This is a genomic window from Marinomonas arctica (genome assembly GCF_003259225.1).
In the GTDB taxonomy this organism is placed as follows: domain Bacteria; phylum Pseudomonadota; class Gammaproteobacteria; order Pseudomonadales; family Marinomonadaceae; genus Marinomonas; species Marinomonas arctica.
The window spans coordinates 51,135-75,342 of the sequence record NZ_QHJF01000021.1 but is presented as its reverse complement, the minus strand read 5'-3'; the positions used below and the strand labels follow the sequence as shown (position 1 = coordinate 75,342).

Here is a 24,208-nt window from a genome sequence, read left to right as displayed (position 1 = left end):
GTTGAAAACTCGAGAGACATGAAAATATGACTGCTCTTATTGTTATTTTTATTACACTATCATTAATGGGGTCGGCATTGTGGATCATGCCACCTAAAAAAGAGCGTCAACGCATGGCATTACGTATGCATGCTCGAAAACTGGGTCTTACTGTTCAGCTTACATCAATTGACCTTCCTGACAAGTGGGATAAGTCAATCAACCGACAAAAAACAGTCGCTTATTCTTTTTATCGCTTAAAGCCTGTTGCTACTTTGCCGCCGCAGCTTTTGTTATTGCCTTTCGAGGTATGGAAATATCATGCCTTGGCTGATGGGTGGTGGTCTAGTAAATTTTTTGAATTAAATGAAGTGTCTAAAAAGACATTGGAAGGTTATGGTCACTTGCTTACTGCGGTAAGAATTACCCCAGAGTATGTCACATTGTATTGGAACGAGGCTGGAGACGAAGAGGCGCTAGAGGCACTGACAAAGCTGATTTTTTCATTGGTAGAGTTAAAAAGCGTCGCCGTTTAGTGGCGGCGCTTATTGCTGTTTGCCTAAGATCTTTTAGGTGTCTCTAAATTATGCAGTAACTCGCTTAGCACTTCTTCTGGGTTGTCACTGTCTTTTATGGCTTCAAGTTTGGGTGATAAAATTTGCCTAATTCGATCTGTGACAAAATTTTTTAAGGTGTTTTTTTCGGGTCGCTCTGTCGCATCCGATTTAAGGTGTGACAAGATGACGCCGTAAAGCGTTTGCGCAACGCGCATGTCGCCACTGGCAAAGTTTTTATTGGCTTGAACTATTTGGCGATTCAATTGAATCCAGAGGTTGAGCCAGCGTAGATACTCATAGCACGCTTGGTAATGAGAGTGACTGATACGGCCTTTTCGGCGAAGATAGAGTAACATTTTGGCCAGTTTTGTTAAGCGTTCTCTGTAATTGGTTTTTTCCTGAAAGCTGAATAACTCGGGTTCTGGATTAAATGGATGTGGATCATTATTACGATTTTCTTCGGCGGTCGCAATGCGGATTTCTATTTTTTCTGGGTCATCTGAATATTGCAGAAGTTCACGAAGTGTGTCTAGATAGAAATCATAGAGTACATCCGTGGCGATGGTGTCTGTGTTAATATCCTTTAAACCGCGGATATGTTGCTCAGCACGATCTGCTCGATTAGAAAGTTGTAGTTGTTTGACGCGTCGCTGCGTAATTTCTTTTTCTTTTTGGTGTGCGCGTGATCCAATGACCACAGACAAAAGTACAATGATGATCAAAAATGCAATTGTTAGTATTTGAAGGGTAGCCATGATTGTCCTTAAGCAATGAATTCAGTATGTTAAATAAGAAATACTAAGTTCAGCAAGATTTAATGTGAAACAATACAGGGATCGCTTGTCATATAAAAGGTGTTTGCTTAATATCAGCGCCCCTAGAGATGAAACTTCGTGCAACGTGGATTTGCAGACCTACTTTATAAAAGGCTTACACAGTTCAATGGGAAAATCACTGGTTATCGTGGAATCGCCGGCTAAGGCGAAAACCATCAACAAATACCTGGGCAACGACTTTATTGTTAAATCGAGTGTAGGACACATTCGAGATTTGCCAACAGGTACAACTGCCACCTCTACGCCTCAAGAGCGCGCAAAGCAAGCCGCTTTGACACGTAAGATGAGTCCGGAAGAAAAACTTGAGTATAAAAGTAGTAAATCCCGTCAACAGTTAATTTCTAGAATGGGTGTGGATCCAGAGCACAACTGGAAAGCGCACTATGAAATTTTGCCGGGTAAAGAAAAGGTTGTCGACGAATTAAAACGACTTGCTAAGAATGCTGACACCATCTATCTCGCAACCGACTTGGATAGAGAGGGGGAGGCGATTGCTTGGCATTTGCGTGAAGCTATTGGTGGTGATGACAGTCGTTATAAGCGTGTTGTTTTTAATGAAATTACTAAAAAAGCCATAAAAGCGGCGTTTGAAACACCATCTGAATTGGATATGAACCGAGTCAATGCGCAGCAAGCGCGCCGCTTCTTGGATCGTGTGGTTGGCTTTATGGTGTCGCCTTTGCTTTGGGCAAAAGTCGCCAGAGGTCTTTCTGCGGGTCGTGTTCAGTCTGTGGCTGTGCGTCTGATTGTAGAGCGTGAAAAAGAGATTCGTGCATTTGTTCCTGATGAGTTTTGGGAACTCGATGCGATGCTAGCGACGCCTTCGAAGGAAGTGATCAAATTCGAGGCGGCAAAATATCAAGATAAAGAATATCGTCCCGTTAACAAGGCGCAATCTGACGAGCATGTTGCACGTTTGAACGATGCCAAATATCTGGTTAGCAGCCGCGAAGACAAACCGACAAGCAGTAAGCCTTCTGCGCCTTTCATTACGTCTACGTTGCAACAAGCGGCAAGTACGCGTTTAGGTTATGGCGTTAAAAAGACCATGATGCTTGCTCAGCGTCTGTATGAAGGGGGTTATATCACCTACATGCGTACTGACTCGACGAATTTGAGTGTCGATGCAGTCGAGGCGTTAAGAGGTTATATACTGTCTAATTTTGGTGAAGCGTATTTGCCTGAAGAGCCGATTCGTTATAGCAGTAAAGAAGGCGCGCAAGAGGCCCATGAAGCCATTCGTCCTTCTGACGTGACAGTGCGTGTTGACGACTTGCAAGGTATGGAAAAAGACGCACATCGATTGTACGACCTGATTCGCAGTCAGTTTATGGCGTGTCAAATGACACCTGCAGAGTACACGTCAACGACGATTACGGTTACTTCTGGAGATTATGAATTTAAAGCCAAAGGGCGCATTCTACGTTTTGACGGTTATACACGTGCGATGCATACCGTGGCTAAAAAAGGGGAAGACAATATTCTTCCGGATGTTGGTCAGGGAGAATATCTGGATCTTAAAGAGCTTTTGCCTGAGCAGCATTTTACTAAACCAGTCGCTCGCTTTAGCGAAGCCAGTTTGGTGAAAGAGCTGGAGAAGCGTGGTATTGGTCGACCTTCAACGTATGCTTCTATCATTTCTACTATTCAAGATCGTGGTTATGTTCGGGTTGAAAATCGTCGTTTTTATGCCGAAAAAATGGGCGATATTGTGACTGAACGTTTGGTGGATAGCTTTAGTTCTTTGATGAATTTTAGTTTTACTGCACAAATGGAAGAGCAATTAGATGATATTGCTGAAGGCCATAAAGATTGGATTAAAACACTGAATGCGTTTTATAGGGATTTTAGTACGGTACTGGCTAAAGCAGAGTCGCCTGATGATGGCATGATGCTCAATGAGCCGACGCCGACGGATATTGAGTGCCCAACATGCTCTCGCCCAATGCAGATTCGTACTGCCAGCACAGGTGTGTTCATGTCCTGCTCTGGTTATGCGTTGCCGCCTAAAGAGCGTTGTAAGGCAACGATTAATCTTATACGTGGTGACGAAGCGATTGCGGTGGATGACGAAGAGGGTGAATCGAAAGCCCTTATCAATAAACATCGTTGTAAAATTTGTGGCTCGGCGATGGACAGTTATTTGATGGATGAGCACCGCAAACTGCATGTTTGTGGTAATAATCCGGCGTGTTCTGGTTACGAAGTAGAAACTGGCGCCTTTAAAATAAAAGGTTATGACGGCCCAACGCTGGAATGTGATAAGTGTGGATCCGAGATGCAGCTTAAAACGGGCCGTTTTGGCAAGTATTTTGGTTGTACTAACGAAGCGTGCAAAAACACTCGTAAACTGCTGAAAAGTGGTGAAGCTGCGCCGCCGAAAATGGACCCTGTGCCTATGCCTGATTTGGCTTGCCAGAAGGTAGAAGATCATTATGTACTGCGTGATGGTGCTACGGGGCTGTTTTTAGCCGCCAGCCAATTTCCTCGTAAGCGTGAAACGCGTGCGCCATTAGTGGAAGAGTTGTTGCCATACATGGATCAGATTGACCCTAAATATCACTTTTTTGCGGATGCACCAAAGAAAGACCCTGAAGGTCGTCCTGCTATTATCCGTTACAGTCGTAAGACAAAAGAACAGTACGTTATGACGGAAGAGGAAGGTAAGCCAACGGGTTGGAAGGCGTTTTATGTTGGTTCTAAATGGGTGATTGAAGAAGGTAAGAAAAAATGAGCGGTGTTACCTTAGCAAGTTTGACAAACCAAAAGCTGGATACGGCAAGGCGCTTTATTCAGCAAAGTCAAATCAGTGAAGAAACATGGCTCAATGTCGGCCTGGAAAGTTCAGCGATTTTCCAGTTAAGAAGTGCGCTGAATGGTTTGTTGAAAGAAGTGTCGACGACGTATTCATTATCTGGTTCTTTGGATGTGCCTAGCATGCTACGCGAGGCTGAAAAAAAACAGATAATGGTTCCGGTGCTGACGGAGCTGGCGGATTTGTTTTCACGCCCTGAGTCTTGGTGTTCTCAGCTGAATCAAGCTTATTTGGTGCAATTTGAATGTCGAGGCTCTTTGTCTTCTCCGGTTCAAAGTGATAATTTGATTGGTCGCGGCAGTGATAACGGAGCGTCTGTGAGTTTTTATTTAACCAAATTGGTTGAGTTGGTTTTGCGTTTTAGAGAAGAGTCATCAGAGTATTGAATATGAAAGAGTCCTACCTAGAAATTGTTGAGCTGGAGAATGGTGATATCGTGCTTCGTCCAGCCAGCGAGGATGGTGAGGAAACCGTTCCTTTGGCAATCTTGCAGATCCCAGATGATACTCGATCTTATCTAAAGAATCGTTATTTTGAGTTGGCAAAATGCATGTTTCACGCGGGCATTGATTTTGTTTATTCTGAAGACACCTTTTTTGATGACGATTCAGATTATCTTGATGATGAAGAATTTCGACCTAAAATTCTGCATTAGTTTATGAGCGGATATAAGCACAAATAAAAAAGCGATGCTTAAGCTTCGCTTTTTTATTTGTGTGTTGAAGAGTGTTTAAATACCTTGGCGAATCACGCCAACGGATAAACCTTCTATCGCAAAGTCTTCGCTTTCAAGGTCAACGATGATGTCTGTAAACTCTTCGTTTTCAGGAATCAGGCGAACAATTTTGCCATTTTGTTCAAAGCGTTTAACGGTGACTTCGTCGCCAATGCGAGCAACCACTATTTGTCCGTTACGGACCGTGGTTGTTTTGTGTACGGCGAGCAGATCACCCTCCATGATGCCGATATTTTTCATGCTGGTTCCTGACACAGATAAGAAATAGTCGGCTTGTGGTGAAAACATACTGGCAGGTATGTTCACGTGTGAGGCGATGTTCTCTTGGGCTAAAATAGGGTAACCTGCAGCGACTTTGCCAATGACAGGCAGGCCAAGGTCTTCTTTTAGATCGTCATTAGAAGCCCGCTCAACTAAGCGTATCCCTCTTGAGGCGCCAGACAGCATCTCAATTGCGCCTTTTTTGCATAAGGCTTTAAGATGCTCTTCAGCCGCATTGGGAGATTTAAACCCTAATCGGCGCGCTATTTCTGCTCTTGTTGGCGGAAACCCTGTTTCGCCAATAAATTCGCGAATGGTTTCTAGTACGTCAGATTGTCTTTTGGTTAGTTTAATCATAAGTTGTCTGGTTGTTTATACAGTAACTGTTATTATATACAGCATTCTTAACGATACTCAATGATATAAATGCTTTCAGATGAACTAAAAACACAAATTCAACTTGCATACCGAGCTTCTTTGGATGCAAAGTCCCATAAACCAAGGTCTGGGCAGCGTCAAATGATTGCTGCGATCGCGCGAACTTTGGGTAACATTAATCGCGGCTCTGAAGGTGAGCGGTTAGGAGAAAAGCATGTTGCTGTGATTGAAGCGGGAACAGGGACGGGGAAAACCTTGTCGTATTGTCTTGCTGCTATTCCAATTGCCAAAGCGCGAGGGTTGAAATTAATTATTTCCACTGCCACTGTGGCGCTGCAAGAGCAAATCTTACACAAAGAATTGCCAGATCTGCTAGAGCATACCCAGCTTAGTTTTAAATACACGCTTGCCAAAGGGCGTGGACGTTACCTGTGTTTGAACAATCTAGAAGGTTTTCTCAATTCGGAAGAACAAGCAATGGACGATATGTTCGCGGGTCTTTTTGAGCAACATCTTCATTCCGATGATATCAATACCGTGCTTTATCAAGAAATGGACGCTGCTTTACAAAAAGGTGAGTGGGACGGTGATAAAGACAACTGGGCAGGCATCGTTCGTGATCAAGATTGGCGACGCTTAACAACCGACCATCAACAATGTACAAATCGTAATTGTGCGAATTACTCCGCCTGCCCATTTTTTAAGGCGCGTGCCGAGATCGAAGTGGCGGATGTTATTGTAGCCAATCATGACCTTGTGCTCGCTGATTTGTCATTGGGGGGCGGTGCTATTTTGACGCCACCAAAAGATACGATCTACGTATTTGATGAAGGGCATCACCTGCCAGATAAAGCGATTGGGCATTTCCGCCATGAAGTGCGCTTGCAGCAAAGCATCACTTGGTTGCGTCAGTTAGAGAAAAACTTGGTGAATTTAAAACAAGAGCTAACGGATGATGTGAGTGTCACCGGCCAGCTTTTATTGAAGATACCGCAGCAAATACAGAGTATTGTGAACTTTATTCAATATGCGCAGCAAGGTTTAGCGCCTTATATTCAAGGTTTGGGGTTGGATCAAGATAATAATCAGCATCGCTTCGAGTTTGGTCAAATTCCAGACGAATTGCGGCAATTGGCTTATAGCCTGCAAACTTCTTATCAAAAGTTATTTAACAATATTGAAAGTATTCAGGACGAATGCAAAAAGACAAAACAAAATGAAGGAATGGGCGTGACGCCTGAAACGGCCGAAACGTGGCAGCCTATTTTGGGCGTTATTCTTGGTCGCTTAGAGCAATGTATTGGTTTGTGGCGATTATACTCTGCAATTGATGATCAGAACTTTCCCCCAAATGCTCGTTGGTTGGTGTTATCCGGCCAGGGGATGGAGCAAGATATTGAATTGGGCGGTTCGCCTATTCTTGCCGCGAATACATTAAGACAACAATTATGGGATAAGTGTTTTGGTGCGGTGGTGACCTCTGCAACGCTGACCGCTCTTAACCAGTTCCATCGTTTTAATATGCGTTCTGGAGTGCCCTATGAAAGTGAATATTTACGGGTACTAAGCCCGTTTGACTTTCAAAAGAATGGTTTGCTGATTGTGCCCAATATGGTGAATGAGCCGAATAAAGTGGAACAGCATACCGCTGAAATCATTACCTACTTAAACGAGCATGTTGATGTCGAAAAAGGCAGTTTGGCGTTGTTTTCGTCTCGTCGGCAGATGGAGGAAGTGGCGCAGTCTTTGTCTTCTAAGCTGCAAGAAATCTTGTTGATGCAAGGAGAGCAATCCAAACGCGTCATTTTGGATTCTCATAAAGCGCGTATTGATGAGGGGAAAGGCAGCTTGTTGCTTGGATTGGCAAGCTTTGCAGAGGGTGTAGACTTGCCAGGAAAGTACTTAACCTGCGTATATATTGCGAAGATTCCTTTTGCTGTGCCGGACGATCCCGTTGAAGCCACTCTGGCTGAATGGATACAAAAGCGTGGCGGCAACCCATTTATGGAGATCACCATTCCTGACGCTTCATTGCGTTTAGTTCAGGCCACGGGCAGGCTGCTGAGAAGTGAACAAGACGCTGGCGAAATACATATTTTAGATAAGCGATTGCGTACCAAGCGTTATGGATCGCAATTAATTAACAGCTTGCCACCTTATAAGTATCAATAGACAGACAAAGCGTAAGCAAGGGGTGATAAAGCTTTACCAATTAGGTACACTCTTTGCAAAGATCATTAACCTCAAAACATAGAAGCGTAAAGATTCCAATATGGAAAACCAAATTCAAGAAGCACCATCAGAAATTAGCACAAAACCAAAACGCACCCGTCGCCCAAATAAGCGACCAAGAAATAATGATGAGGCTCAAAATGGAGTTCAATCCAACACCCAAGTCGGTCATGAAGCCGTGACGACGGGTAGTGGAAAAAATGCTATTTGGTCTATAGAGGATTTTCCGGTTGCTAAGGTAGATGGGAAATTGCGCTTTCATGATTTGAATCTACCTGATCGTGTGATTAAGTCGATTGCAGAAATGGGCTTTGAGTATTGCAGTGAAATTCAAGCTGAAACTCTGCCTATGACCTTACTGGGTTATGACATTATCGGACAAGCCCAAACTGGAACGGGTAAAACGGCTGCATTTTTAATCGCGATGATCAGTGATTTTCTGGATTATCCCCTTGAAGAGAAGCGCCCTAATAACTTTGCCCGCGGTTTGATTATTGCGCCTACTCGTGAGCTGGCCATTCAAATTGCGGATGAAGCGGTAAAGCTGACATCAAACTGCCATTTGAATGTGGTGACTTTGGTCGGCGGATTGAGTTACGAAAAGCAAAAGATCGCCTTGGAAACGGAAAATGTTGATATTTTGGTGGCGACACCTGGGCGTTTGTTGGACTTCGCGCGCAGCCGTAAGGTGCAATTGGGTAAAGTGGAATGTTTGGTGTTGGATGAAGCCGACCGTATGTTGTCGATGGGCTTTATTCCTGATGTAAAAAGCATTATCCGCATGACGCCTCATAAAGAACTAAGGCAAACCATGCTATTCAGTGCGACTTTCCCGAAAGACATTCAAGCGCTTGCGCAGCAATGGACATATTTTCCAAAAGAAGTCTCTGTGGTGCCAAAAGAAGCCACTAATCAGAACATTGATCAGGTGATTTATACGGTTGAAGCGGATCAAAAATGGCCCGTTTTAAAACAGCTGATTAATGAAAATGGCGGTCAGCGTACGATTATTTTTGCTAATCGTCGTGATGAAACGCGTGATTTATACGAGCGTCTACGTAAAGCAAACATCAACTGTGCGATCTTATCTGGCGAAGTGGCTCAAGATAAGCGAGTTAAGACATTAAACAACTTCAAAGAGGGTATCATTCAGGTGCTGGTGGCAACGGATGTTGCAGGTCGTGGTATTCATGTTGATAACGTCGAACTCGTTGTTAACTATTCATTACCGGAAGACCCTGAAGATTATGTGCATCGCATCGGCCGAACTGGCCGCGGTGGTGAAACTGGCAAATCTGTCAGTTTTGCGAGCGAGGACGATGCGTTCATGATCCCTGAAATTGAAAGGGTTGTGGGCGAGAGCATTCGCTGTGAGTACATGGTTGATACCTCGCTATAAAGATCGCTTAATTTTTAAGTGAGATAAAATGAATTTAAAGCACCATTTTGCCAGTCTGGGGGAGGCGTTTTCTTCGAAAACCCTTGTCCAGCCACTTCTTGAGCAGCGATTGGTAGAGTTTAATCAATCGCTCGCTTCTTTTCTGTCTATTGATATTAAATCCACTGAAACCAAACGCATTTTGAGTGGCGAAGACGCATTGCCGCACAGTTTAAGCATGGTGTACGCCGGTCATCAGTTTGGTGGCTTTTCGCCTCAACTGGGAGATGGTCGAGGCGTTTTGTTAGGTGAAGTTCGTGGTCAAGATGGCCTTTTGTATGACTTGCACATGAAAGGGGCAGGGCCGACACCTTATTCTCGTCGAGGCGATGGTCGTGCTGTGTTGCGTTCTTGTATTCGTGAGTACTTAGCCAGTGAGGCCATGACGGCGCTCTCTATCCCTTCGTCTCGCGCTTTAGCGCTTTATGACAGCAGAGAAGCTGTTTATCGAGAAACGCCAGAGGCGGGGGCGATGTTATTAAGGGTTGCGCAAGGTCATATCCGCTTCGGTCATTTTGAGTACTTTTTTTATCAAGGTAAGCAGGCGGAGCTGGATCAGCTTATTGAATATTGTCTTACACACTATTACCCCGAGTGTTTGGCAGCCGAGTCTCCCCTAGAAAGTATGTTGATTGAAGTGGTTAAGCGTACCGCTAGAATAATGGCGAAGTGGCAATCTGTTGGTTTTCAACATGGCGTGATGAACACCGATAATTTCTCGTTCACCGGAGAGACGATTGACTACGGTCCTTATGGTTTTATGGAGGATTATGAACCCGATTGGGTTTGCAATCATTCTGACCACGAGGGGCGTTATGCCTTTTCTCGGCAGCCGGGTGTGGGTTTATGGAATCTTAACTGTTTGATGCGTTGCTTTTCAAAACACCTTGAGCGCGATCAGCTTATTGCCATTTTGCAATGTTATGAGCCAGAGTTGCAGTCTCATTACGATGTTTTGATGATGAGTAAGATGGGGTTAGATTCAGCGCAGGATGTTTATGCTTTATTGCCGTCATTGTTGTCAATATTGGCGTCAGAAAAAATGGATTATAACGTGTTTTTTCGTCTGTTGAGTCGTCTTGAGCAAGGCGTTTACACGCCTATATTGGATGAGGTGGTTGATCGCGAAAAAATGTCAGTTTGGCTTGAGCGCTATGAGGCTGTGCGCGTCAAAAGCGTGCATGCCTGGTCTCAGGTGAACGCCTCTATGTTGACGGTTAATCCGAAGTTTATACTCAGGAATTATTTGGCACATGAGGCAATCCTTTCCGCTGAACGAGGTGATTACTTGCCCTTTCGACGTTTGTTGCATGTGCTGACTCATCCTTTTGATGAACATCCAGAATCCGACAGTCTTGCGCAAAGATCGCCAGAATGGGGGAGATCATTAGAAGTAAGTTGTTCGTCTTAGTTTTGTTCATTTTTCTATAATTGGACGATATTTTTAAAGAGAAATAGTCGATATGAAGCATTCTGTGTGTGTATTAGGTGGTGGTAGTTTTGGTACGGCTTTGGCGAATATTATGGCGAAAAATGGCCATCAGGTGAGCCAGTGGATGCGTAATGAAGAGCAGGTGGAAGAGATTAATTTAACCGGCTTGAATAGTCGTTATTTGCCTAATGCGCCTTTGCACCGTGAGTTGTTGGCCACCAGTAATTTAGAGCAAGCTATTCGTGACAGTGATACTGTGTTTGTATCAATTCCGTCCAAATCTTTTGAACAAGTTGTGCAGCGCATTGAACCTTTGCTGACGGCGGATAAAATATTAATTAGCACCACAAAGGGATTTAATCCAAATCGTTTTGAACTTATGAGTGATGTTTTGCGTCGAAACCCTATAACGCAAAAAATTGGTGTTTTGAGTGGTCCGAATTTGGCGAAAGAGATAGCCGCGGGTCAAATGACTGGAACGGTTATTGCCAGTGCGGACGATCAAGTTCGTCGCAGAGTGATTGAATTGCTCAAGTCCCCGACGTTTCGTGTGTATGAAAACAAAGACAGTAAGGGGGTTGAATTAGCGGGCGCTTTAAAAAATATTTATGCGATTGTGTGTGGTCTTGCTAAAGCGCTCAATGTAGGTGAGAACACCATGTCGATGATTATGACACGCAGTCTGGCGGAGATGAGTCGATTTGCCGTGCATTTTGGTGCCAATCCGATGACGTTTCTCGGGCTGGCAGGAATGGGGGATTTGATTGCCACTTGTACTTCGCCGTTGAGTCGAAATTATCGAGTCGGCTTTGCTATTGGTTCCGGCCATAATTTGGACGAAGCCATTGGGGGGATTGGTGAGGTCGCTGAAGGGGTAAATACCTTGAAGATGGTGGTTGATGAAGCTCATAAGCATGGGCTCTATATGCCGCTTGCTGAGGGTTTGTCTAAGTTATTATTTGAAAATGCTCAGTTGGAGTCGTTGATTGGTTCGATGATGACGGGGGAGCAAAAGTGGGATGTCGAATTTGCGACAAACGAGGAGAATGACAATGTCTAAGCCAGGTTATGCTGATCAAGGTTTTTGGTTTCGGGTAATTTTCATGTTGCTGTATTGGGTTGTGCTAAATATTGCGGTGACTGTGTTTGGTATTTTGCTGTTGCTAGTGAGCTTGGTCAAATTAGGTTCAAAACATGAGCCTATCATGCTGTCTTCTTGGTTAAACAGTGTGACTGCTTTTATTGGTCAAATATTTTCTTTTTTGTCTTTCCAGTCAGAAGAAAAGCCTTTCCCATTTCAACCTTGGCCCTCGGTAGGTGTGGATGAGGAAGCTTAAGCGTCTCTATGTTTTACGCCACGGCAATGCCCAGCCTTATGGTTACGCTCATGATGAAAGTCGTGAGCTGACTGAGCTTGGGGTGGCCGAGGTAAAAATGGCGGCACAAGCGTTCCGTGAACGAGGTGAGACGTTTGATGTGGCTTTTGTGAGCCCTTATGTTCGGGCGCAACAAACGGCAAAGGTTTTTTTGGCCAGTCTAGATGGCTCGGTTGAAATAAAAGATTGCCCTCTTATTACTCCCAATGGCCAAAAAATTGATGTGGCACTGTGGTTAAATGATCAGCCTTATGAGTCTATTTTATTGGTCACGCACCAACCGTTTTCTCATCAGTTTGTGGATTATTTGGTAGATCAACCTTTGCCGATCAATTTCGCTATGACTACTGGGGCGTTGGCCTCGGTTGAAGGGGAGTTTTTTGCTGGGGCCTGTTGCCAATTTCGTTGGTGTGTTTCGCCATCATGAATGATTGAATTAAATTTTGTGGATCGGTAAAAAAACAAATATGGGAAATGACATTGTTTATAAGCTTACGCATACGGAAATAGCTGGGTTGCAGTGGCTGCCTAAAAATTCATCCGCCTTTAAAGTGTTGTCCTTACATGGCTGGCTTGATAACGCGGCGAGCTTTTCTAATTTGTCTCCTCATTTGTCTGATTTTTCTCATATCGCGTTAGATCTCGCAGGGCATGGTCTGTCTTTGCATCGACCAGCAGGCAGTTTTTATCACCTGTGGGATTATGTTTTGGATGTGGTGTCTATATTGAACCAGTCTAAACAGAGCGTGTGGTTAATTGGGCACAGTATGGGGGGGGCGGTGGCGATGTTGGTCGCGGCCATTGCGCCAGACAAAGTGCGAGGTCTAATTGTTTTAGATAATATGGGGCCTTTGACGGGAACGCCTGCCGATCGTGTAGTGACGTTGCAGAGAGCAGTCAATAAAATGGCCAAATTTCGTTTAGGTCGAGAAACCAGTTACCCAACGAAAGAGGACATGGTGCTTGCGCGAATGGAGGGTTTTACCCAGCTGTCTAAATCGGCTTCGAAAATTTTGGTAGATCGTGGTGCTAAACAAAATGCGGACGATGCCTGGGTGTGGCGACACGATGGTAAACTGACGTTTCCATCTCCGTTTCGTATGGATGAAGAGGGTGTTGAAGCTTTTATTCAAGAGATTAAATGTCCTACTTTGGCGTTGGTTGCTAAGTCGGGTATTTATCAAAATGATCGCAACCTAGTTGAAAAGCGCGCGGCTCAGTTTCCATGGATAAAACTCAAATGGCTTGAAGGTAATCATCATTTTCACCTCGAACCTGAAACATGTTTTGCCGTTGCGACGGAAATTCAGCGATTTATCGATCAAAATTAATAGGGTGTCTTTGTTGTTTAGTGTCGAGCAAAGTTATCCATCCCGAATTGGGTGAAAGGAAGGTTATATGCTTACGTTACGTGTGATGTCATTTTCGTTATTGGCTTTTTTTAGTGGCTTCTCTGCGGCTGGTATTTTAGGAATAGAGCCATACCGAGATGCTCAATTGGTGAAAAGTAACTCACAAACAGGGCAGTTTGCTGAAATACCGCTTGGCAAAATTAGCCGCGCCGGAAGCGGTTGGGAGCCAGAGAGTGTTGAGCGCGTGGAAGGTGATCTTTTCTCATCGTTATATAAGATTCATCGTAATGCGGTGTTGTCCGATGTCTATGGACACTATCGTTCGCAAATGGTGGTCGATGGGCGAACGGTCTTGTTTGAGTGTGATAGCCGTAGCTGTGGTAGCAGTAATGCATGGGCGAATAACTTTTTCGGTGACTACCTTTTATACGGCCCAGATCAAAGTCAATTTCTGTTAGTGGTCAAAAATCCACAAGACATTTACCAAGTTTTATATATTAACCGCCGTGGTGCTGGCGATGTCATGGTTCGCTTAGATGAAGTGAAGTCGGCGCGAGCAAACGGAACGGAGTTTGAGATAGTGGCTCAAATGGACGTTCAGGACATTCCCCGAATACGTCGCTTTGTTAGTGCATTATCGGCCGATCAGAGTTTGGTTGGCTTTGTGACGAGTCAAAAAACCGCTGGGTTGAGTGCGCTTGAGTCTGGTGATCAACTTATTTCTATTATGCAAGCGGGTTTAGGGGATAGGTTCAAGGATAGGGTTCGTTTTGTTAATTTGGCGGATTTAGGCCGTGAATCACTTGGTATTAATCGTGTGTCCTTTGTTTATGTACGTCCATAGGGGGTATTGGTGAGTGCAAAAAAAACAGTTGCTCTGATATTGGGTAGTGGAGCAGCGCGTGGTCATGCGCATATTGGTGTTATTCAGGCCATTGAAGAGCGCGGCTATGAAATTATTAGTATTTCGGGTTGCTCGATTGGCGCTATCGTCGGCGGTGTTTTTGCGGCAGGTAAGCTGCCTGAGTATCGTGAGTGGGCGGAATCGTTAGATCGGGTGAGTGTGTTGCGTTTGTTGGATATGTCGTTTTTGAATGGCGGTTACATAAAGGGAGACCGTTTTTTTGAAAAGATTCAAAGTATGATAGGGACGCCTGTGATTGAGTCTTTGCCGATAGATTACACGTCTGTTGCGGTCGATTTGTTGAATCAAAAAGAGTTTTGGTTTCAGCGAGGTGATCTAATCAGTGCGATGCGGGCCTCATCCGCTATTCCTTCGATAGTATCGCCTGTGCCGTTAAATGGTCGAATGTATGTTGATGGTGGTGTATTGAATCCGCTGCCTATCATCCCTTCTGTGCCTGCTGGAGCGGATTATATTATTGCGGTGGATCTGAATGGGCCAGCAGAAGGTATGTTAGAGGACGTGTCTGAGGCAACGTCTAATGCGCCTGCTTGGTGGTTGAACGCGAAAGGTTTTTTTGCGAAAGAAAAAGGCGACGATTTGGAGGAAAAGCCCAAGTACTCACCTGAAAGCTGGGGGCGTCTTCAAACAATTAATATGATGTTTGAAACCATGCAGGAGTCCCTTACTCAATACAAATTGGCTGGCTACCCGCCTGATTTGCTTATTTCTATGCCAAAAGACATTTCAGGCTTCTATGAATTTTGGCGGGCAAAGGAATTGATTGATTTTGGTTATGAAGTGGCTCTCAAGGCGATTGACGGTTTGGAATCGCCAACGTCGAGTTATTTTTCATTTCCAAAAGGGTATTAACGGTTTTTACGCCATTTAGTCTCTAGCCTATTGGGTTGATGTCGAGCTCACGCAACAGACGCGAGAGTGTGATCAATGGCAACCCAATAAGGCTGTTAGGGTCATCTCCTTCCATTTTATCGAATAAGCAGACACCTAGGCCTTCACATTTAAAGCTACCAGCGCAATCAAGTGGTTGCTCAAGTAAAACATATTGGCGAATTTCATTGAGAGTAAGTGCTCTAAAATAAACGTGATATTCGCTTAGTGTATATTGATACGACTGGTCTTGTTGATTAAATACGCACAACCCTGTTAGGAAACTGACTTTTTTGCCGCTAAAACGGCTTAGTTGATTTATCGCATTGTCTACGGTGTGAGGTTTGCCTAAAATTTTATTATTTAAAACGGCCACTTGATCAGAGGTGATAATGATCCCATTGGGTGTGTGATCCGTCACCCGTCGTTCACGGTCCACAGCAAACGCTTTGGCAATGCTTAGGCGCTTGACTAAATCAACAGCAGATTCTGGGTGTAATGGGGTCTCGTCAATGTTGGGTGAGTGACATTCAAAGGGGACGCCTAAGCGTTTGAGAAGGTCTTTTCGGTAGGGTGAGGAGGAACCTAATATGAGTTTGTTTGGCATTGTTTTTTTCATCGTTTTAATAAAATGAGAGTGTATTTTACTTTTTTTTGCTTCCAATGGTGTAAAAAAGAGAAAAAAAGCGCTTTAAGAGCAGTTAGACTTTGACAAAATGGGTCCTTAGCAATATTATCCCCCGCCATGTTGAATGATACGTTACCTAAATATTTTGACCCTCGAAAATACGCAAGCAATGAGCAAGCGTTCGAAGGGTACGTGCGCCTTAATGAATTTAAGGAGCTTTGTGCTATATTAGCCTCTGATGAGGGTAATGCTTTTATTCATCTAGACTTTAGAGTTGATGAGGATAGGCGTTACATTGCTACTGGATTATTAACCGCTCAAGTACAAGTTGTTTGTCAGCGTTGTATGGGAGCTGTTACACATGATCTAGCGTTAGATTTATCCTTGGGGTTCGTCTACGACGAAGACCATGCGAAAAACCTACCGCACAATTACGATCCTGTTGTCATGACCGATGGTGAAGTAATTTTAGCAGATATGGTAGAGCAAGAAATTATACTTGCCTTACCCATTGTCGCTTATCACGAAGAAAGTGGTTGCAACCCAACAGCTGTAAAGTATGCCTCGTCTACCGATGACGCACCGGATGACGAAAAACCGAATCCATTTAGTATATTGGCCCAATTAAAGGTCAAGTAAAGTTAGGAGCTCCAAAAATGGCAGTACAAAAAAGTAAAGTAACTCGTTCACGTCGCGGCCAGCGCCGTTCTCACGATGCTTTGACTGGTCCAACTCTTTCTGTAGAAAAGACTACTGGTGAACTTCACCGTCGTCACCACATTTCTGCTGATGGTTTCTACCGTGGTCGTCAAGTTATCACCCCTAAAGGTGAGTAACTAAGATACCCATGATCAGGGTAGCTTTAGACGCTATGGGCGGGGACTTAGGTCCCCGCATTGCATTTGACGGTGCAATAGAGATCCTTTCTCGCCATGAAGATGTCGTCATTACTGTGTATTATTCCCCTCACTCTGGTTTGGACCTTCCTAAGCCTCACAAACGTTTGTCTTTGATTGCTTGCTCCGATGTGATTGATGGCGATGAAGAAATTGTTTTGTCCTTATTTCGTCGTCGTAATAGTACGCTTTACCAATCTTTAAATGCCTTAGCAAATAGGTCTTCAGATGTTGTCGTGACCTTAGGCAACACGGGTGCTATGGTGGCACTTGCTCGTCATTTGTTGGGTGTATTGCGTCCTAAACTTTATCCGGCTTTAATTAGGGAGCTTTATTCGAATCCACTTCGATGTTTGGTGGATTTGGGGGCGAATGTTCATTGTCCGCCATCCATGTTAGTGGGTTTTGCTGAGCTTGGCGCGGCGTATGTTGAAGCCTTGAGTGATGAGATACCAAAAGTTGGTCTGTTAAACGTTGGTGTTGAAAGTTCTAAGGGAAGTGCGGTTATTCGTGAGGCAAATAGGCTTTTAGCCAGTAAGGTGTGGCCGACTTATCTCGGGTATGCGGAAGGCACGGAGCTATTTGAAGGGGAGAAAAATGTCATTGTGTGCGATGGCATGGTTGGGAATGCCGTATTAAAGGCATCTGAGGGTCTGCTTTCCTTTATGGTGAACAAATTTAAAAAGGCAGAGGGTGTGTCATCGTTATTTGAGACTTTTTACCAAACTGAGCGTAGGCATGGGGCCTGCCTTGTGGGTGTGCGTGGCAATTTGGTAAAAGGTCATGGTCGTTCTGATTTGCCGGCTATGGTAGGCGCGATAGAATATGGTATCGATATTGCGCGAGCGAATTTGTATTCAGCGATTGAAACGCGTCTTTGTAATGAAGCTTTAGAGTCAGGAGATTAAATGAGCAGTAAATTAGCGTTTGTTTTTCCGGGGCAGGGTTCTCAGCAATTGGGAATGTTGGCGGATTTGGCAGAAAAACATGATGTAATAGAGCAAACGTTCGCACAGGCATCTGCTGTGCTTGGTTATGATTTGTGGGATCTTGTGCAAAACGACGCAGACAAATTGAGCCAAACAGACAAAACACAACCTGCGCTTTTGACCGCAAGTGTTGCTTTGTGGCGTTTGTGGGAGCAGCAGGGCGGTGAAAAACCAGCGTATGTTGCGGGTCACAGTCTTGGAGAATATTCCGCCTTAGTGTGTGCGGGTGTAATGGCGTTTACTGATGCTGTAGAACTTGTTAAATTACGCGGCGAATACATGCAGCAAGCGGTGCCTGCAGGCGAAGGTGCCATGGCTGCCATTATTGGTCTGGACGATGATAAGGTCGTGGCCGCATGTGATGCTGCGCCAGGTATCGTGAGTGCGGTTAATTTTAACTCGCCCGGTCAGGTGGTTATTGCCGGTCATGTTGCTGCGGTAGAAGCGGCTATGGTGAATGCGAAAGAAGCGGGTGCTAAGCGAGCGCTGCCGTTGCCTGTTAGCGTGCCTTCTCATTGCGAATTGATGATTCCAGCGGGCAAGAAATTGGCAGAAAAACTTGAAACCATTGTGTTTCATTCGCCTTCTTGTACTTTGGTGCAAAATGTTACTGCTCAGGCTGTGTCGGACCCCGCTGTGATCAAAGCCAATCTTGTGTCTCAGTTGAGCGAGCCTGTATTGTGGACGCAATCCGTTATGTTGCTGGCTGAATTGGGTGTGACCTCTACAGCAGAGTGCGGCCCTGGTAAAGTGCTTAGTGGCTTGAATAAGCGTATTGTCAAAGGCCTAGAAACGGCTTCGCTTGGTGATATTGCTAGCTTTGAAGCGGCTTTGCATGCGTAATAGAATTTTTATTTGTTCGAAAAGTATTTGATTCGAAATATATTGTTGGAGACAAGCATGAGTCTTGAAGGAAAAGTTGCTCTGGTAACAGGCGCTACTCGCGGTATTGGTAAAGCGATTGCTGTCGCACTGGTTGAACAAGGTGCGACTGTTATTGGCACGGCAACGAGTGAGTCTGGTGCGCAAAGTATTAGTGAATACCTTGGTGCTAATGGTAAAGGCTGGGTGCTAGATGTATCATCAAGCGAGTCCGTTGATGCTGTTGTAAAAGAGATTACAGCCGAATTTGGTGCGCCAACGATTTTGGTAAATAACGCGGGCATTACTCGTGATAATCTCATGATGCGAATGAAAGAAGACGAGTGGGATCAAGTAGTAAATACGAATCTAACGTCTGTATTTCGTGTCACAAAAGCTTGCTTGCGCGGCATGACTAAGGCAAAGTTTGGTCGTGTTATTAGCATCAGCTCAGTTGTTGGCTCTATGGGCAATGGCGGGCAAACGAATTATTCTGCAGCCAAAGCGGGTCTAGAAGGTTTTAGCCGTTCTCTAGCTGCAGAAATTGCGTCTCGTGGTATCACAGTGAATTGTGTTGCACCGGGGTTCATTGAAACAGACATGACTAAGGTCTTACCTGAAGAGCATAAAGCCAAATTGGTTGAAAAAGTGCCTTCATCACGACTTGGTCAACCCGAAGAAATTGCGGCAGCAGTCGCGTTTTTGGCGTCAAATGGCGCCGCTTACATCACTGGAGAGACATTACATGTCAATGGCGGTATGTATATGTCGTAATTTGAGTTGAATTTTATGTTTAATTCAACGAAAATACATCTCCGGTTCATGTCGAGAATCACGCCTTTTAGGTGATCGAATTTTATAATATGCTCACACTGAGCTGTTAATGAGTAGAGTAGGAACTTCTAATGAGTAGCATTGAAGAACGCGTTAAAAAAATCGTTTGTGAACAACTAGGCGTTAAAGAAGAAGATGTTGTTGCTTCAGCATCTTTTGTTGATGACCTAGGTGCAGATTCCCTAGATACAGTTGAGCTTGTAATGGCTCTTGAAGAGGAATTTGATACTGAAATTCCTGATGAAGAAGCTGAAAAAATCACTACCGTACAAGCAGCGAACGACTACATCAACGCTAACTTGTAATATATTGGTGAACTGAGTTTTCCGAAAAGCCGCTTGTATTCGTTACAGCGGCTTTTCTTATTAATAGCCCTGAGAGTTGAGGGCGAATTGCTGGAGAAATCTTATGTCTCGTCGTCGGGTTGTAGTCACAGGAATGGGAATGGTGACACCCCTTGGCAATAATGTGAAAGATACGTGGGATAATATATTGGAAGGTAAGAGTGGTGTATCGGAGATCACCTCTTTTGACGCAAGCCAATTTTCCACTCGTTTTGCGGCACAAGTAAACGGTTTTGATGCGACTCAGTACATGAGCGTGAAAGAAGCCCGCAAGATGGATCTTTTCATTCAGTATGGTATCGCTGCTGCCGTGCAGGCTTTGGATGATGCTAACCTTAATTCCGATACGGCGAATTTGAGCCGAGTTGGTTGTGCGATAGGTTCTGGCATTGGTGGCTTACCAATGATAGAAAAAAATCTAGAGCTATTGAATGAATCAGGTCCAAAGCGTATTTCTCCTTTTTTTGTTCCAGGCGCGATTATTAATATGATTTCAGGTCATGTTGCGATTCGTTTTGGTTTTAAAGGCCCCAATATATCGATTGTGACTGCCTGTACCACTGGTACGCATAACATTGGTATGGCGGGCCGTATGATTGCTTATGGTGACGCTGATGTCATGATTGCCGGTGGCGCTGAAATGGCGATTACGCCACTTGGTATCGGTGGTTTTGGTGCTGCTAGAGCACTGTCGACGCGAAATGATGATTATAAAACAGCAAGTCGTCCATGGGATAAAAATCGTGATGGTTTTGTCATGGGGGACGGTGCCGGTATCTTGGTGTTAGAAGAATATGAGCATGCCGTAGCGCGTGGAGCAAAAATATACGCCGAATTAGCTGGCTTTGGTATGAGTGATGACGCTTACCATATGACAGCGCCACCAGAAGGTGGAGAGGGCGCAGCCTCGGCTATGAGGGCGGCATTAAAAGACGCTAAGCTAAAGCCGCTGGATATCGATTATATAAACGCCCACGGTACGTCTACTCCAGCTGGTGATTTAGCTGAGACTCAGGCGGTTAAGGCTGTGATGGGGGCCGATGCATCGGATGTTGCTATCAGCTCCACTAAGTCTATGATAGGGCATTTATTGGGGGCATCTGGCGCTGTTGAGTCTATTTTTTCGATATTAGCCATTCGTGATCAAGTCGCTCCACCTACCATTAATTTAGAAGAGCCTGGTGACGGTTGCGATTTAAATTATGTTCCTGGAACCCCACAAAAGCGTAAAATAGACGTTGTTTTAAATAATTCATTTGGCTTTGGTGGTACAAACGGCACTTTGGTTTTTAAGAAAATATCTTGAAATCATTTTCTTGAGAACGCTTTGGCTTTGTTCTCTTGGGGGTGTTGTAATAACGGTCGGCCTATAACCGACCGTTATCGTTAACTATGGCTAATGAATTTGGGTTGTTGCGCCGCGTAGTACATTGATTTCTTCCTGAATATCGTAGCTTCTATTGTGACTGTCTAGATCATAAAGGTGTTCTTCCAGCTGTTGATAAAGCGCAATTTCCTCATCACCTAAAAAGTGTAAGCATTCTCCGCCGACAAACCACAATAGTTCCCGTTTGATCAGCGGGACTAGGTTTGCGTAGCAACGTATGAAGCGTGATAATACTTCTTGGGCATCAAAGCTGTAGTCGTGGGAGGTACTCTGTATGTTTTTTACCAGTTGGTCCCATGTTTCTAAGAAGTCTAATTCTTCTTCAGCCAGTTCTGGCTGGTTAAAGGGAGCATGTTCTGCAATGCGCTGACGCAAATCAGCAAAAGCGTTAAGTATGTATTGTGTGCGTGATTCCACGTAATAAAAGCCTATTCAAGTAAGTAACTATTTTAGTCGGCATTGCCGTACGAGAACTTCAATTATGACATATGCAATCGAAATTAGTGACCTTAAAAAACGCTATGGAAGTGGTTTTGAGGCGTTAAAAGGTATCGATTTAAAAGTTGAAAAGGGAGATTTCTTTGCGTTATTGGGGCCAAATGGCGCCGGTAAGTCCACCACTATTGGTATTTTATGTTCTTTGGTGAACAAAACATCAGGTAGCGTTTCTATTTTTGGGACAGATATTGATAAAGATTTTGCCAAAGCCAAAAAATACTTAGGTGTGGTACCACAAGAATTTAACTTTAATGTATTTGAAACCGTTTTTAATGTGGTTGTTACTCAAGCGGGTTTTTATGGCATAAGTCGTTCCGTTGCTGAGGAGCGTGCAGAGAAATATCTAAAGCAGCTTGATCTTTGGGATAAAAGAAATGATCAGTCCCGTATGCTGTCTGGAGGAATGAAGAGACGATTAATGATAGCCAGGGCTCTGATACATGAGCCTGAGGTGCTTATTTTAGATGAACCTACTGCTGGCGTGGATATTGAATTGCGTCGTTCTATGTGGGAGTTCATTAAAAAATTAAACGAGCAAGGTACGACGATTATTTTAACGACGCATTACCTAGAGGAAGCTGAACAGTTGTGTCGCAATATTGCGATTATCAATGCGGGAGAGATTGTCGAAAATACCAGTATTAAAGCGTTACTGAAAACACTGAATCAAGAGACGTTTATTCTGGATTTGGATTCAAGCTTACCGACTGGTTGGTCTTTACCCGGTTTTAGTGTTGTGGTGAGTAAAGATGCAAGTTCAGTCGAGGTTGAAGTCGTTAAGGGGCAATCGATCAACGCTATTTTTAAAGCATTGGATGCCATATCGATTAATGTTGTTAGCATGCGCAATAAGTCTAATCGACTCGAAGAACTCTTCGTTAAATTAATAAAAGGCTAGATAGATGAAAAATTCGGAAATTTGGGTCGCATTTTATACGATTTTAGTGAGAGAGATTCGTCGTTTTACTCGAATTTGGCCACAAACATTATTGCCTCCAGCCATTACGATGACATTATACTTTGCTATTTTTGGCAACTTGATCGGTGATCGAATTGGCCAGATGGGCGGCTTTAGTTATATGCAGTATATTGTGCCAGGTCTGATCATGATGTCTGTCATTACTAACGCTTACTCAAACGTTTCGTCGTCGTTCTTCTCCGCAAAATTCCAGCATAGTGTGCAGGAGTTATTGGTATCACCTACTCCAAATTGGGTAATCTTACTCGGTTATACGTTAGGCGGTGTCGCGCGTGGGTTGTGCGTAGGCCTAATCGTCACCGTGCTGTCGTTGTTTTTTACGCATTTAGCATTGGAAAATTTGTTGTTAACTGTCTTGGTGGTGTGTTTGACAGCGATTATGTTTTCTCTCGGTGGCTTTGTTAATGCCATTTATGCGAGGAATTTTGACGATGTTTCCATTGTCCCCACTTTTATTTTGACGCCGTTAACCTATCTTGGTGGTGTGTTCTACTCGATTGATTTATTACCAGACTTTTGGCAGTCGGTTTCCTTGTTAAACCCTGTTTTGTATATGGTGAATGCGTTTCGCTTCGGCGTATTAGGCGTTTCTGATATTAATGTGTATTGGGCGCTTGTGATCGTGAGTGTTTTTATTGTGGTGTTGTTTGGTTTTGGTCTGCGTTTGCTCAATCAGGGCAAAGGTATTAGAAATTGAGGTAATGTATATGGGCTTTTTACCCTTAGGTCAGCAAACAGAGTATGTTTCTGAGTATGATGCAGGGTTGCTTTTTCCCATTGCGAGAGTGGACAAATGGACTGAAATGGGGATTGAATCTGAGCGCTTGCCATTTTATGGTGAGGACGTTTGGAATGCTTATGAATTGTCATGGTTAAACTTAAAAGGTAAGCCGATCGTTGCTTTGGCTGAATTTCGTTTGCCCTGTGACTCGCCAAATATTATTGAGTCTAAATCGTTTAAATTGTATTTGAATTCATTGAATCAAATGCGTTATGAGTCTGTTGAGGCGGTACAGTCGCTTCTTGAAAAGGATTTATCTGCCGCCGCTGGGGCAGCAGTGACCGTGATGATTCGAGACGTTGATTCGATGGCCTCTTTGGTTGTGTTAACACCTGACTACTGTGTGGATGAGTTGGATGTTGATGTATCGGAATATCATCCTAACGCGAGCTTGTTGACAACTGACGAGACCATGGGGATGGTTGAAGAGCGTTTGGTGAGTCATCTTTTAAAATCCAATTGTCCGGTTACCAATCAACCTGATTGGGGCTCGGTTTTTATTGATTATAAAGGGCCTAAAATTCACCACGAAAGTTTGTTGAAATATGTTATTTCGTTTCGTGAACATACGGACTTTCATGAGCAATGCGTTGAGCGAATTTTTATTGATATCATGCGTCAATGTAAGCCTGAGAATCTTACTGTTTATGCGCGTTATGTAAGACGTGGCGGTTTGGATATCAATCCTTATCGTTCAACCATGCCTCTAGTATTAGGGAATGACCGCTTAACGCGCCAGTAGCTTTTTTATTCAAACATTGCTCTGGTAAAGCCAAAAAGCCGCCGGCTAAAAAGCAGGCGGCTAAAAAGCAGGCGGCTTTTTG

27 protein-coding genes are annotated in these 24,208 nt (G+C 44.1%); 23 read left to right on the top strand and 4 right to left on the bottom strand.

The features are described from left to right. Positions 1-26: 26 nt before the first annotated feature. On the top strand, positions 27-515 hold the full coding sequence (locus DK187_RS13180; RefSeq protein ID WP_111607815.1) for a hypothetical protein: 489 nt from the start codon (positions 27-29) through the stop codon (positions 513-515). Positions 516-538: 23 nt separating this feature from the next. On the opposite strand, the gene DK187_RS13175 is transcribed toward DK187_RS13180, so the two are convergent. Then, positions 539-1,291 (bottom strand): DNA topoisomerase I, encoded by a 753-nt coding sequence (locus DK187_RS13175; protein ID WP_111607814.1) that lies wholly within the window; start codon positions 1,289-1,291, stop codon positions 539-541. 187 nt (positions 1,292-1,478) lie between these two features. On the opposite strand from DK187_RS13175, the gene topA reads away from it, so the two are divergent. The 3 genes from topA to DK187_RS13160 are packed head-to-tail and all read left to right on the top strand — an operon-like array spanning position 1,479 to position 4,842. Continuing rightward, the gene (gene topA / locus DK187_RS13170; protein WP_111607813.1) at positions 1,479-4,106 is read left to right on the top strand and encodes a type I DNA topoisomerase; all 2,628 of its coding nucleotides are present in this window, start codon (positions 1,479-1,481) and stop codon (positions 4,104-4,106) included. Continuing rightward, on the top strand, positions 4,103-4,573 hold the full coding sequence (locus tag DK187_RS13165; RefSeq protein WP_111607812.1) for a DUF6586 family protein: 471 nt from the start codon (positions 4,103-4,105) through the stop codon (positions 4,571-4,573). Before topA ends, DK187_RS13165 begins: the two co-directional genes overlap by 4 nt. Positions 4,574-4,575: 2 nt before the next feature. Then, complete coding sequence (locus DK187_RS13160) at positions 4,576-4,842, top strand: hypothetical protein (protein ID WP_111607811.1); 267 nt, start codon at positions 4,576-4,578, stop codon at positions 4,840-4,842. A gap of 75 nt (positions 4,843-4,917) precedes the next feature. On the opposite strand, the gene lexA is transcribed toward DK187_RS13160, so the two are convergent. Further along, on the bottom strand, positions 4,918-5,541 hold the full coding sequence (gene lexA, locus DK187_RS13155; RefSeq protein WP_111607810.1) for a transcriptional repressor LexA: 624 nt from the start codon (positions 5,539-5,541) through the stop codon (positions 4,918-4,920). Positions 5,542-5,610: 69 nt separating this feature from the next. On the opposite strand from lexA, the gene dinG reads away from it, so the two are divergent. The 9 genes from dinG (at position 5,611) to DK187_RS13110 (ending at position 15,169) form a co-directional block, all read left to right on the top strand. Beyond that, complete coding sequence (dinG, locus tag DK187_RS13150; RefSeq protein WP_111607809.1) at positions 5,611-7,734, top strand: ATP-dependent DNA helicase DinG; 2,124 nt, start codon at positions 5,611-5,613, stop codon at positions 7,732-7,734. 100 nt (positions 7,735-7,834) lie between these two features. Next, the gene (locus tag DK187_RS13145) at positions 7,835-9,193 is read left to right on the top strand and encodes a DEAD/DEAH box helicase (protein ID WP_111607808.1); all 1,359 of its coding nucleotides are present in this window, start codon (positions 7,835-7,837) and stop codon (positions 9,191-9,193) included. Positions 9,194-9,221: 28 nt separating this feature from the next. Then, entirely contained in the window at positions 9,222-10,643 is a 1,422-nt protein-coding gene (locus DK187_RS13140) for a protein adenylyltransferase SelO (protein ID WP_111607807.1), read from the top strand. Positions 10,644-10,695: 52 nt separating this feature from the next. After that, positions 10,696-11,724 carry an NAD(P)H-dependent glycerol-3-phosphate dehydrogenase gene (locus tag DK187_RS13135; protein ID WP_188322885.1) on the top strand — a complete coding sequence of 343 codons (1,029 nt, stop codon included), beginning with the start codon at positions 10,696-10,698 and terminating at the stop codon, positions 11,722-11,724. Beyond that, entirely contained in the window at positions 11,717-12,001 is a 285-nt protein-coding gene (locus DK187_RS13130; protein ID WP_111607805.1) for a DUF4389 domain-containing protein, read from the top strand. Before DK187_RS13135 ends, DK187_RS13130 begins: the two co-directional genes overlap by 8 nt. Next, the gene (gene sixA / locus DK187_RS13125; protein WP_111607804.1) at positions 11,988-12,467 is read left to right on the top strand and encodes a phosphohistidine phosphatase SixA; all 480 of its coding nucleotides are present in this window, start codon (positions 11,988-11,990) and stop codon (positions 12,465-12,467) included. The genes DK187_RS13130 and sixA overlap by 14 nt, the downstream gene beginning before the upstream one ends. Positions 12,468-12,507: 40 nt before the next feature. Continuing rightward, the gene (locus DK187_RS13120) at positions 12,508-13,371 is read left to right on the top strand and encodes an alpha/beta fold hydrolase (RefSeq protein ID WP_188322884.1); all 864 of its coding nucleotides are present in this window, start codon (positions 12,508-12,510) and stop codon (positions 13,369-13,371) included. 67 nt (positions 13,372-13,438) lie between these two features. Beyond that, positions 13,439-14,236, top strand: a complete 798-nt coding sequence (locus tag DK187_RS13115; protein ID WP_188322883.1) for a DUF4892 domain-containing protein — start codon at positions 13,439-13,441, stop codon at positions 14,234-14,236. 9 nt (positions 14,237-14,245) lie between these two features. After that, the gene (locus tag DK187_RS13110; protein ID WP_111607802.1) at positions 14,246-15,169 is read left to right on the top strand and encodes a patatin-like phospholipase family protein; all 924 of its coding nucleotides are present in this window, start codon (positions 14,246-14,248) and stop codon (positions 15,167-15,169) included. A 22-nt stretch (positions 15,170-15,191) separates the two neighbouring features. Here the strand turns inward: DK187_RS13110 and DK187_RS13105 are convergent, their stop codons facing one another. Continuing rightward, the gene (locus tag DK187_RS13105) at positions 15,192-15,794 is read right to left on the bottom strand and encodes a Maf family protein (protein ID WP_111607858.1); all 603 of its coding nucleotides are present in this window, start codon (positions 15,792-15,794) and stop codon (positions 15,192-15,194) included. 138 nt (positions 15,795-15,932) lie between these two features. On the opposite strand from DK187_RS13105, the gene DK187_RS13100 reads away from it, so the two are divergent. The 7 genes from DK187_RS13100 to fabF all read left to right on the top strand — a co-directional run bounded on the left by DK187_RS13100 (position 15,933) and on the right by fabF (position 21,045). Beyond that, positions 15,933-16,454 (top strand): YceD family protein, encoded by a 522-nt coding sequence (locus DK187_RS13100; protein ID WP_111607801.1) that lies wholly within the window; start codon positions 15,933-15,935, stop codon positions 16,452-16,454. Between the two features lie 17 nt (positions 16,455-16,471). Further along, positions 16,472-16,651, top strand: a complete 180-nt coding sequence (rpmF, locus tag DK187_RS13095; RefSeq protein ID WP_072839128.1) for a 50S ribosomal protein L32 — start codon at positions 16,472-16,474, stop codon at positions 16,649-16,651. Positions 16,652-16,662: 11 nt separating this feature from the next. Beyond that, positions 16,663-17,619 (top strand): fatty acid synthesis protein, encoded by a 957-nt coding sequence (locus tag DK187_RS13090; protein WP_111607800.1) that lies wholly within the window; start codon positions 16,663-16,665, stop codon positions 17,617-17,619. Continuing rightward, positions 17,620-18,543, top strand: a complete 924-nt coding sequence (fabD, locus tag DK187_RS13085) for an ACP S-malonyltransferase (RefSeq protein WP_111607799.1) — start codon at positions 17,620-17,622, stop codon at positions 18,541-18,543. A 57-nt stretch (positions 18,544-18,600) separates the two neighbouring features. After that, positions 18,601-19,335 carry a 3-oxoacyl-ACP reductase FabG gene (fabG, locus tag DK187_RS13080; protein WP_111607798.1) on the top strand — a complete coding sequence of 245 codons (735 nt, stop codon included), beginning with the start codon at positions 18,601-18,603 and terminating at the stop codon, positions 19,333-19,335. Positions 19,336-19,466: 131 nt separating this feature from the next. Continuing rightward, complete coding sequence (acpP, locus tag DK187_RS13075; protein WP_012069834.1) at positions 19,467-19,700, top strand: acyl carrier protein; 234 nt, start codon at positions 19,467-19,469, stop codon at positions 19,698-19,700. A gap of 103 nt (positions 19,701-19,803) precedes the next feature. Next, positions 19,804-21,045, top strand: a complete 1,242-nt coding sequence (fabF, locus tag DK187_RS13070) for a beta-ketoacyl-ACP synthase II (RefSeq protein ID WP_111607797.1) — start codon at positions 19,804-19,806, stop codon at positions 21,043-21,045. Positions 21,046-21,135: 90 nt separating this feature from the next. Here the strand turns inward: fabF and DK187_RS13065 are convergent, their stop codons facing one another. Further along, a complete protein-coding gene (locus DK187_RS13065; protein WP_111607796.1) occupies positions 21,136-21,543 on the bottom strand; it encodes a PA2817 family protein in 408 nt (135 codons plus the stop codon). Between the two features lie 64 nt (positions 21,544-21,607). Here DK187_RS13065 and DK187_RS13060 point away from each other — a divergent pair, with 64 nt between their 5' ends. Genes DK187_RS13060 through queF form a run of 3 tightly spaced genes read left to right on the top strand, consistent with a single transcriptional unit; the run spans position 21,608 to position 24,126 of the window. Beyond that, the gene (locus DK187_RS13060) at positions 21,608-22,522 is read left to right on the top strand and encodes an ABC transporter ATP-binding protein (RefSeq protein WP_111607795.1); all 915 of its coding nucleotides are present in this window, start codon (positions 21,608-21,610) and stop codon (positions 22,520-22,522) included. A gap of 4 nt (positions 22,523-22,526) precedes the next feature. After that, complete coding sequence (locus DK187_RS13055; RefSeq protein WP_111607794.1) at positions 22,527-23,300, top strand: ABC transporter permease; 774 nt, start codon at positions 22,527-22,529, stop codon at positions 23,298-23,300. Between the two features lie 10 nt (positions 23,301-23,310). Then, positions 23,311-24,126: an NADPH-dependent 7-cyano-7-deazaguanine reductase QueF gene (queF, locus tag DK187_RS13050; RefSeq protein WP_111607793.1), complete on the top strand. Its 816-nt coding sequence runs from the start codon at positions 23,311-23,313 to the stop codon at positions 24,124-24,126. Positions 24,127-24,208 lie beyond the last annotated feature (82 nt).

What these genes read in the sequence shown, in the direction of transcription:
- DK187_RS13115 (WP_188322883.1), top strand. Translation starts at nt 13,439, where the DNA reads ATGCTTACGTTACGTGTGATGTCATTTTCGTTATTGGCTTTTTTTAGT.
- DK187_RS13130 (WP_111607805.1), top strand. Translation starts at nt 11,717, where the DNA reads ATGTCTAAGCCAGGTTATGCTGATCAAGGTTTTTGGTTTCGGGTAATT.
- acpP (WP_012069834.1), top strand. Translation starts at nt 19,467, where the DNA reads ATGAGTAGCATTGAAGAACGCGTTAAAAAAATCGTTTGTGAACAACTA.
- DK187_RS13135 (WP_188322885.1), top strand. Translation starts at nt 10,696, where the DNA reads ATGAAGCATTCTGTGTGTGTATTAGGTGGTGGTAGTTTTGGTACGGCT.
- dinG (WP_111607809.1), top strand. Translation starts at nt 5,611, where the DNA reads ATGCTTTCAGATGAACTAAAAACACAAATTCAACTTGCATACCGAGCT.
- lexA (WP_111607810.1), bottom strand. Translation starts at nt 5,541, where the DNA reads ATGATTAAACTAACCAAAAGACAATCTGACGTACTAGAAACCATTCGC.
- DK187_RS13100 (WP_111607801.1), top strand. Translation starts at nt 15,933, where the DNA reads ATGTTGAATGATACGTTACCTAAATATTTTGACCCTCGAAAATACGCA.
- fabF (WP_111607797.1), top strand. Translation starts at nt 19,804, where the DNA reads ATGTCTCGTCGTCGGGTTGTAGTCACAGGAATGGGAATGGTGACACCC.
- DK187_RS13120 (WP_188322884.1), top strand. Translation starts at nt 12,508, where the DNA reads ATGGGAAATGACATTGTTTATAAGCTTACGCATACGGAAATAGCTGGG.
- rpmF (WP_072839128.1), top strand. Translation starts at nt 16,472, where the DNA reads ATGGCAGTACAAAAAAGTAAAGTAACTCGTTCACGTCGCGGCCAGCGC.
- DK187_RS13175 (WP_111607814.1), bottom strand. Translation starts at nt 1,291, where the DNA reads ATGGCTACCCTTCAAATACTAACAATTGCATTTTTGATCATCATTGTA.
- DK187_RS13055 (WP_111607794.1), top strand. Translation starts at nt 22,527, where the DNA reads ATGAAAAATTCGGAAATTTGGGTCGCATTTTATACGATTTTAGTGAGA.
- DK187_RS13165 (WP_111607812.1), top strand. Translation starts at nt 4,103, where the DNA reads ATGAGCGGTGTTACCTTAGCAAGTTTGACAAACCAAAAGCTGGATACG.
- topA (WP_111607813.1), top strand. Translation starts at nt 1,479, where the DNA reads ATGGGAAAATCACTGGTTATCGTGGAATCGCCGGCTAAGGCGAAAACC.
- DK187_RS13145 (WP_111607808.1), top strand. Translation starts at nt 7,835, where the DNA reads ATGGAAAACCAAATTCAAGAAGCACCATCAGAAATTAGCACAAAACCA.
- DK187_RS13180 (WP_111607815.1), top strand. Translation starts at nt 27, where the DNA reads ATGACTGCTCTTATTGTTATTTTTATTACACTATCATTAATGGGGTCG.
- sixA (WP_111607804.1), top strand. Translation starts at nt 11,988, where the DNA reads ATGAGGAAGCTTAAGCGTCTCTATGTTTTACGCCACGGCAATGCCCAG.
- DK187_RS13160 (WP_111607811.1), top strand. Translation starts at nt 4,576, where the DNA reads ATGAAAGAGTCCTACCTAGAAATTGTTGAGCTGGAGAATGGTGATATC.
- DK187_RS13105 (WP_111607858.1), bottom strand. Translation starts at nt 15,794, where the DNA reads ATGCCAAACAAACTCATATTAGGTTCCTCCTCACCCTACCGAAAAGAC.
- fabG (WP_111607798.1), top strand. Translation starts at nt 18,601, where the DNA reads ATGAGTCTTGAAGGAAAAGTTGCTCTGGTAACAGGCGCTACTCGCGGT.
- fabD (WP_111607799.1), top strand. Translation starts at nt 17,620, where the DNA reads ATGAGCAGTAAATTAGCGTTTGTTTTTCCGGGGCAGGGTTCTCAGCAA.
- queF (WP_111607793.1), top strand. Translation starts at nt 23,311, where the DNA reads ATGGGCTTTTTACCCTTAGGTCAGCAAACAGAGTATGTTTCTGAGTAT.
- DK187_RS13090 (WP_111607800.1), top strand. Translation starts at nt 16,663, where the DNA reads ATGATCAGGGTAGCTTTAGACGCTATGGGCGGGGACTTAGGTCCCCGC.
- DK187_RS13060 (WP_111607795.1), top strand. Translation starts at nt 21,608, where the DNA reads ATGACATATGCAATCGAAATTAGTGACCTTAAAAAACGCTATGGAAGT.
- DK187_RS13140 (WP_111607807.1), top strand. Translation starts at nt 9,222, where the DNA reads ATGAATTTAAAGCACCATTTTGCCAGTCTGGGGGAGGCGTTTTCTTCG.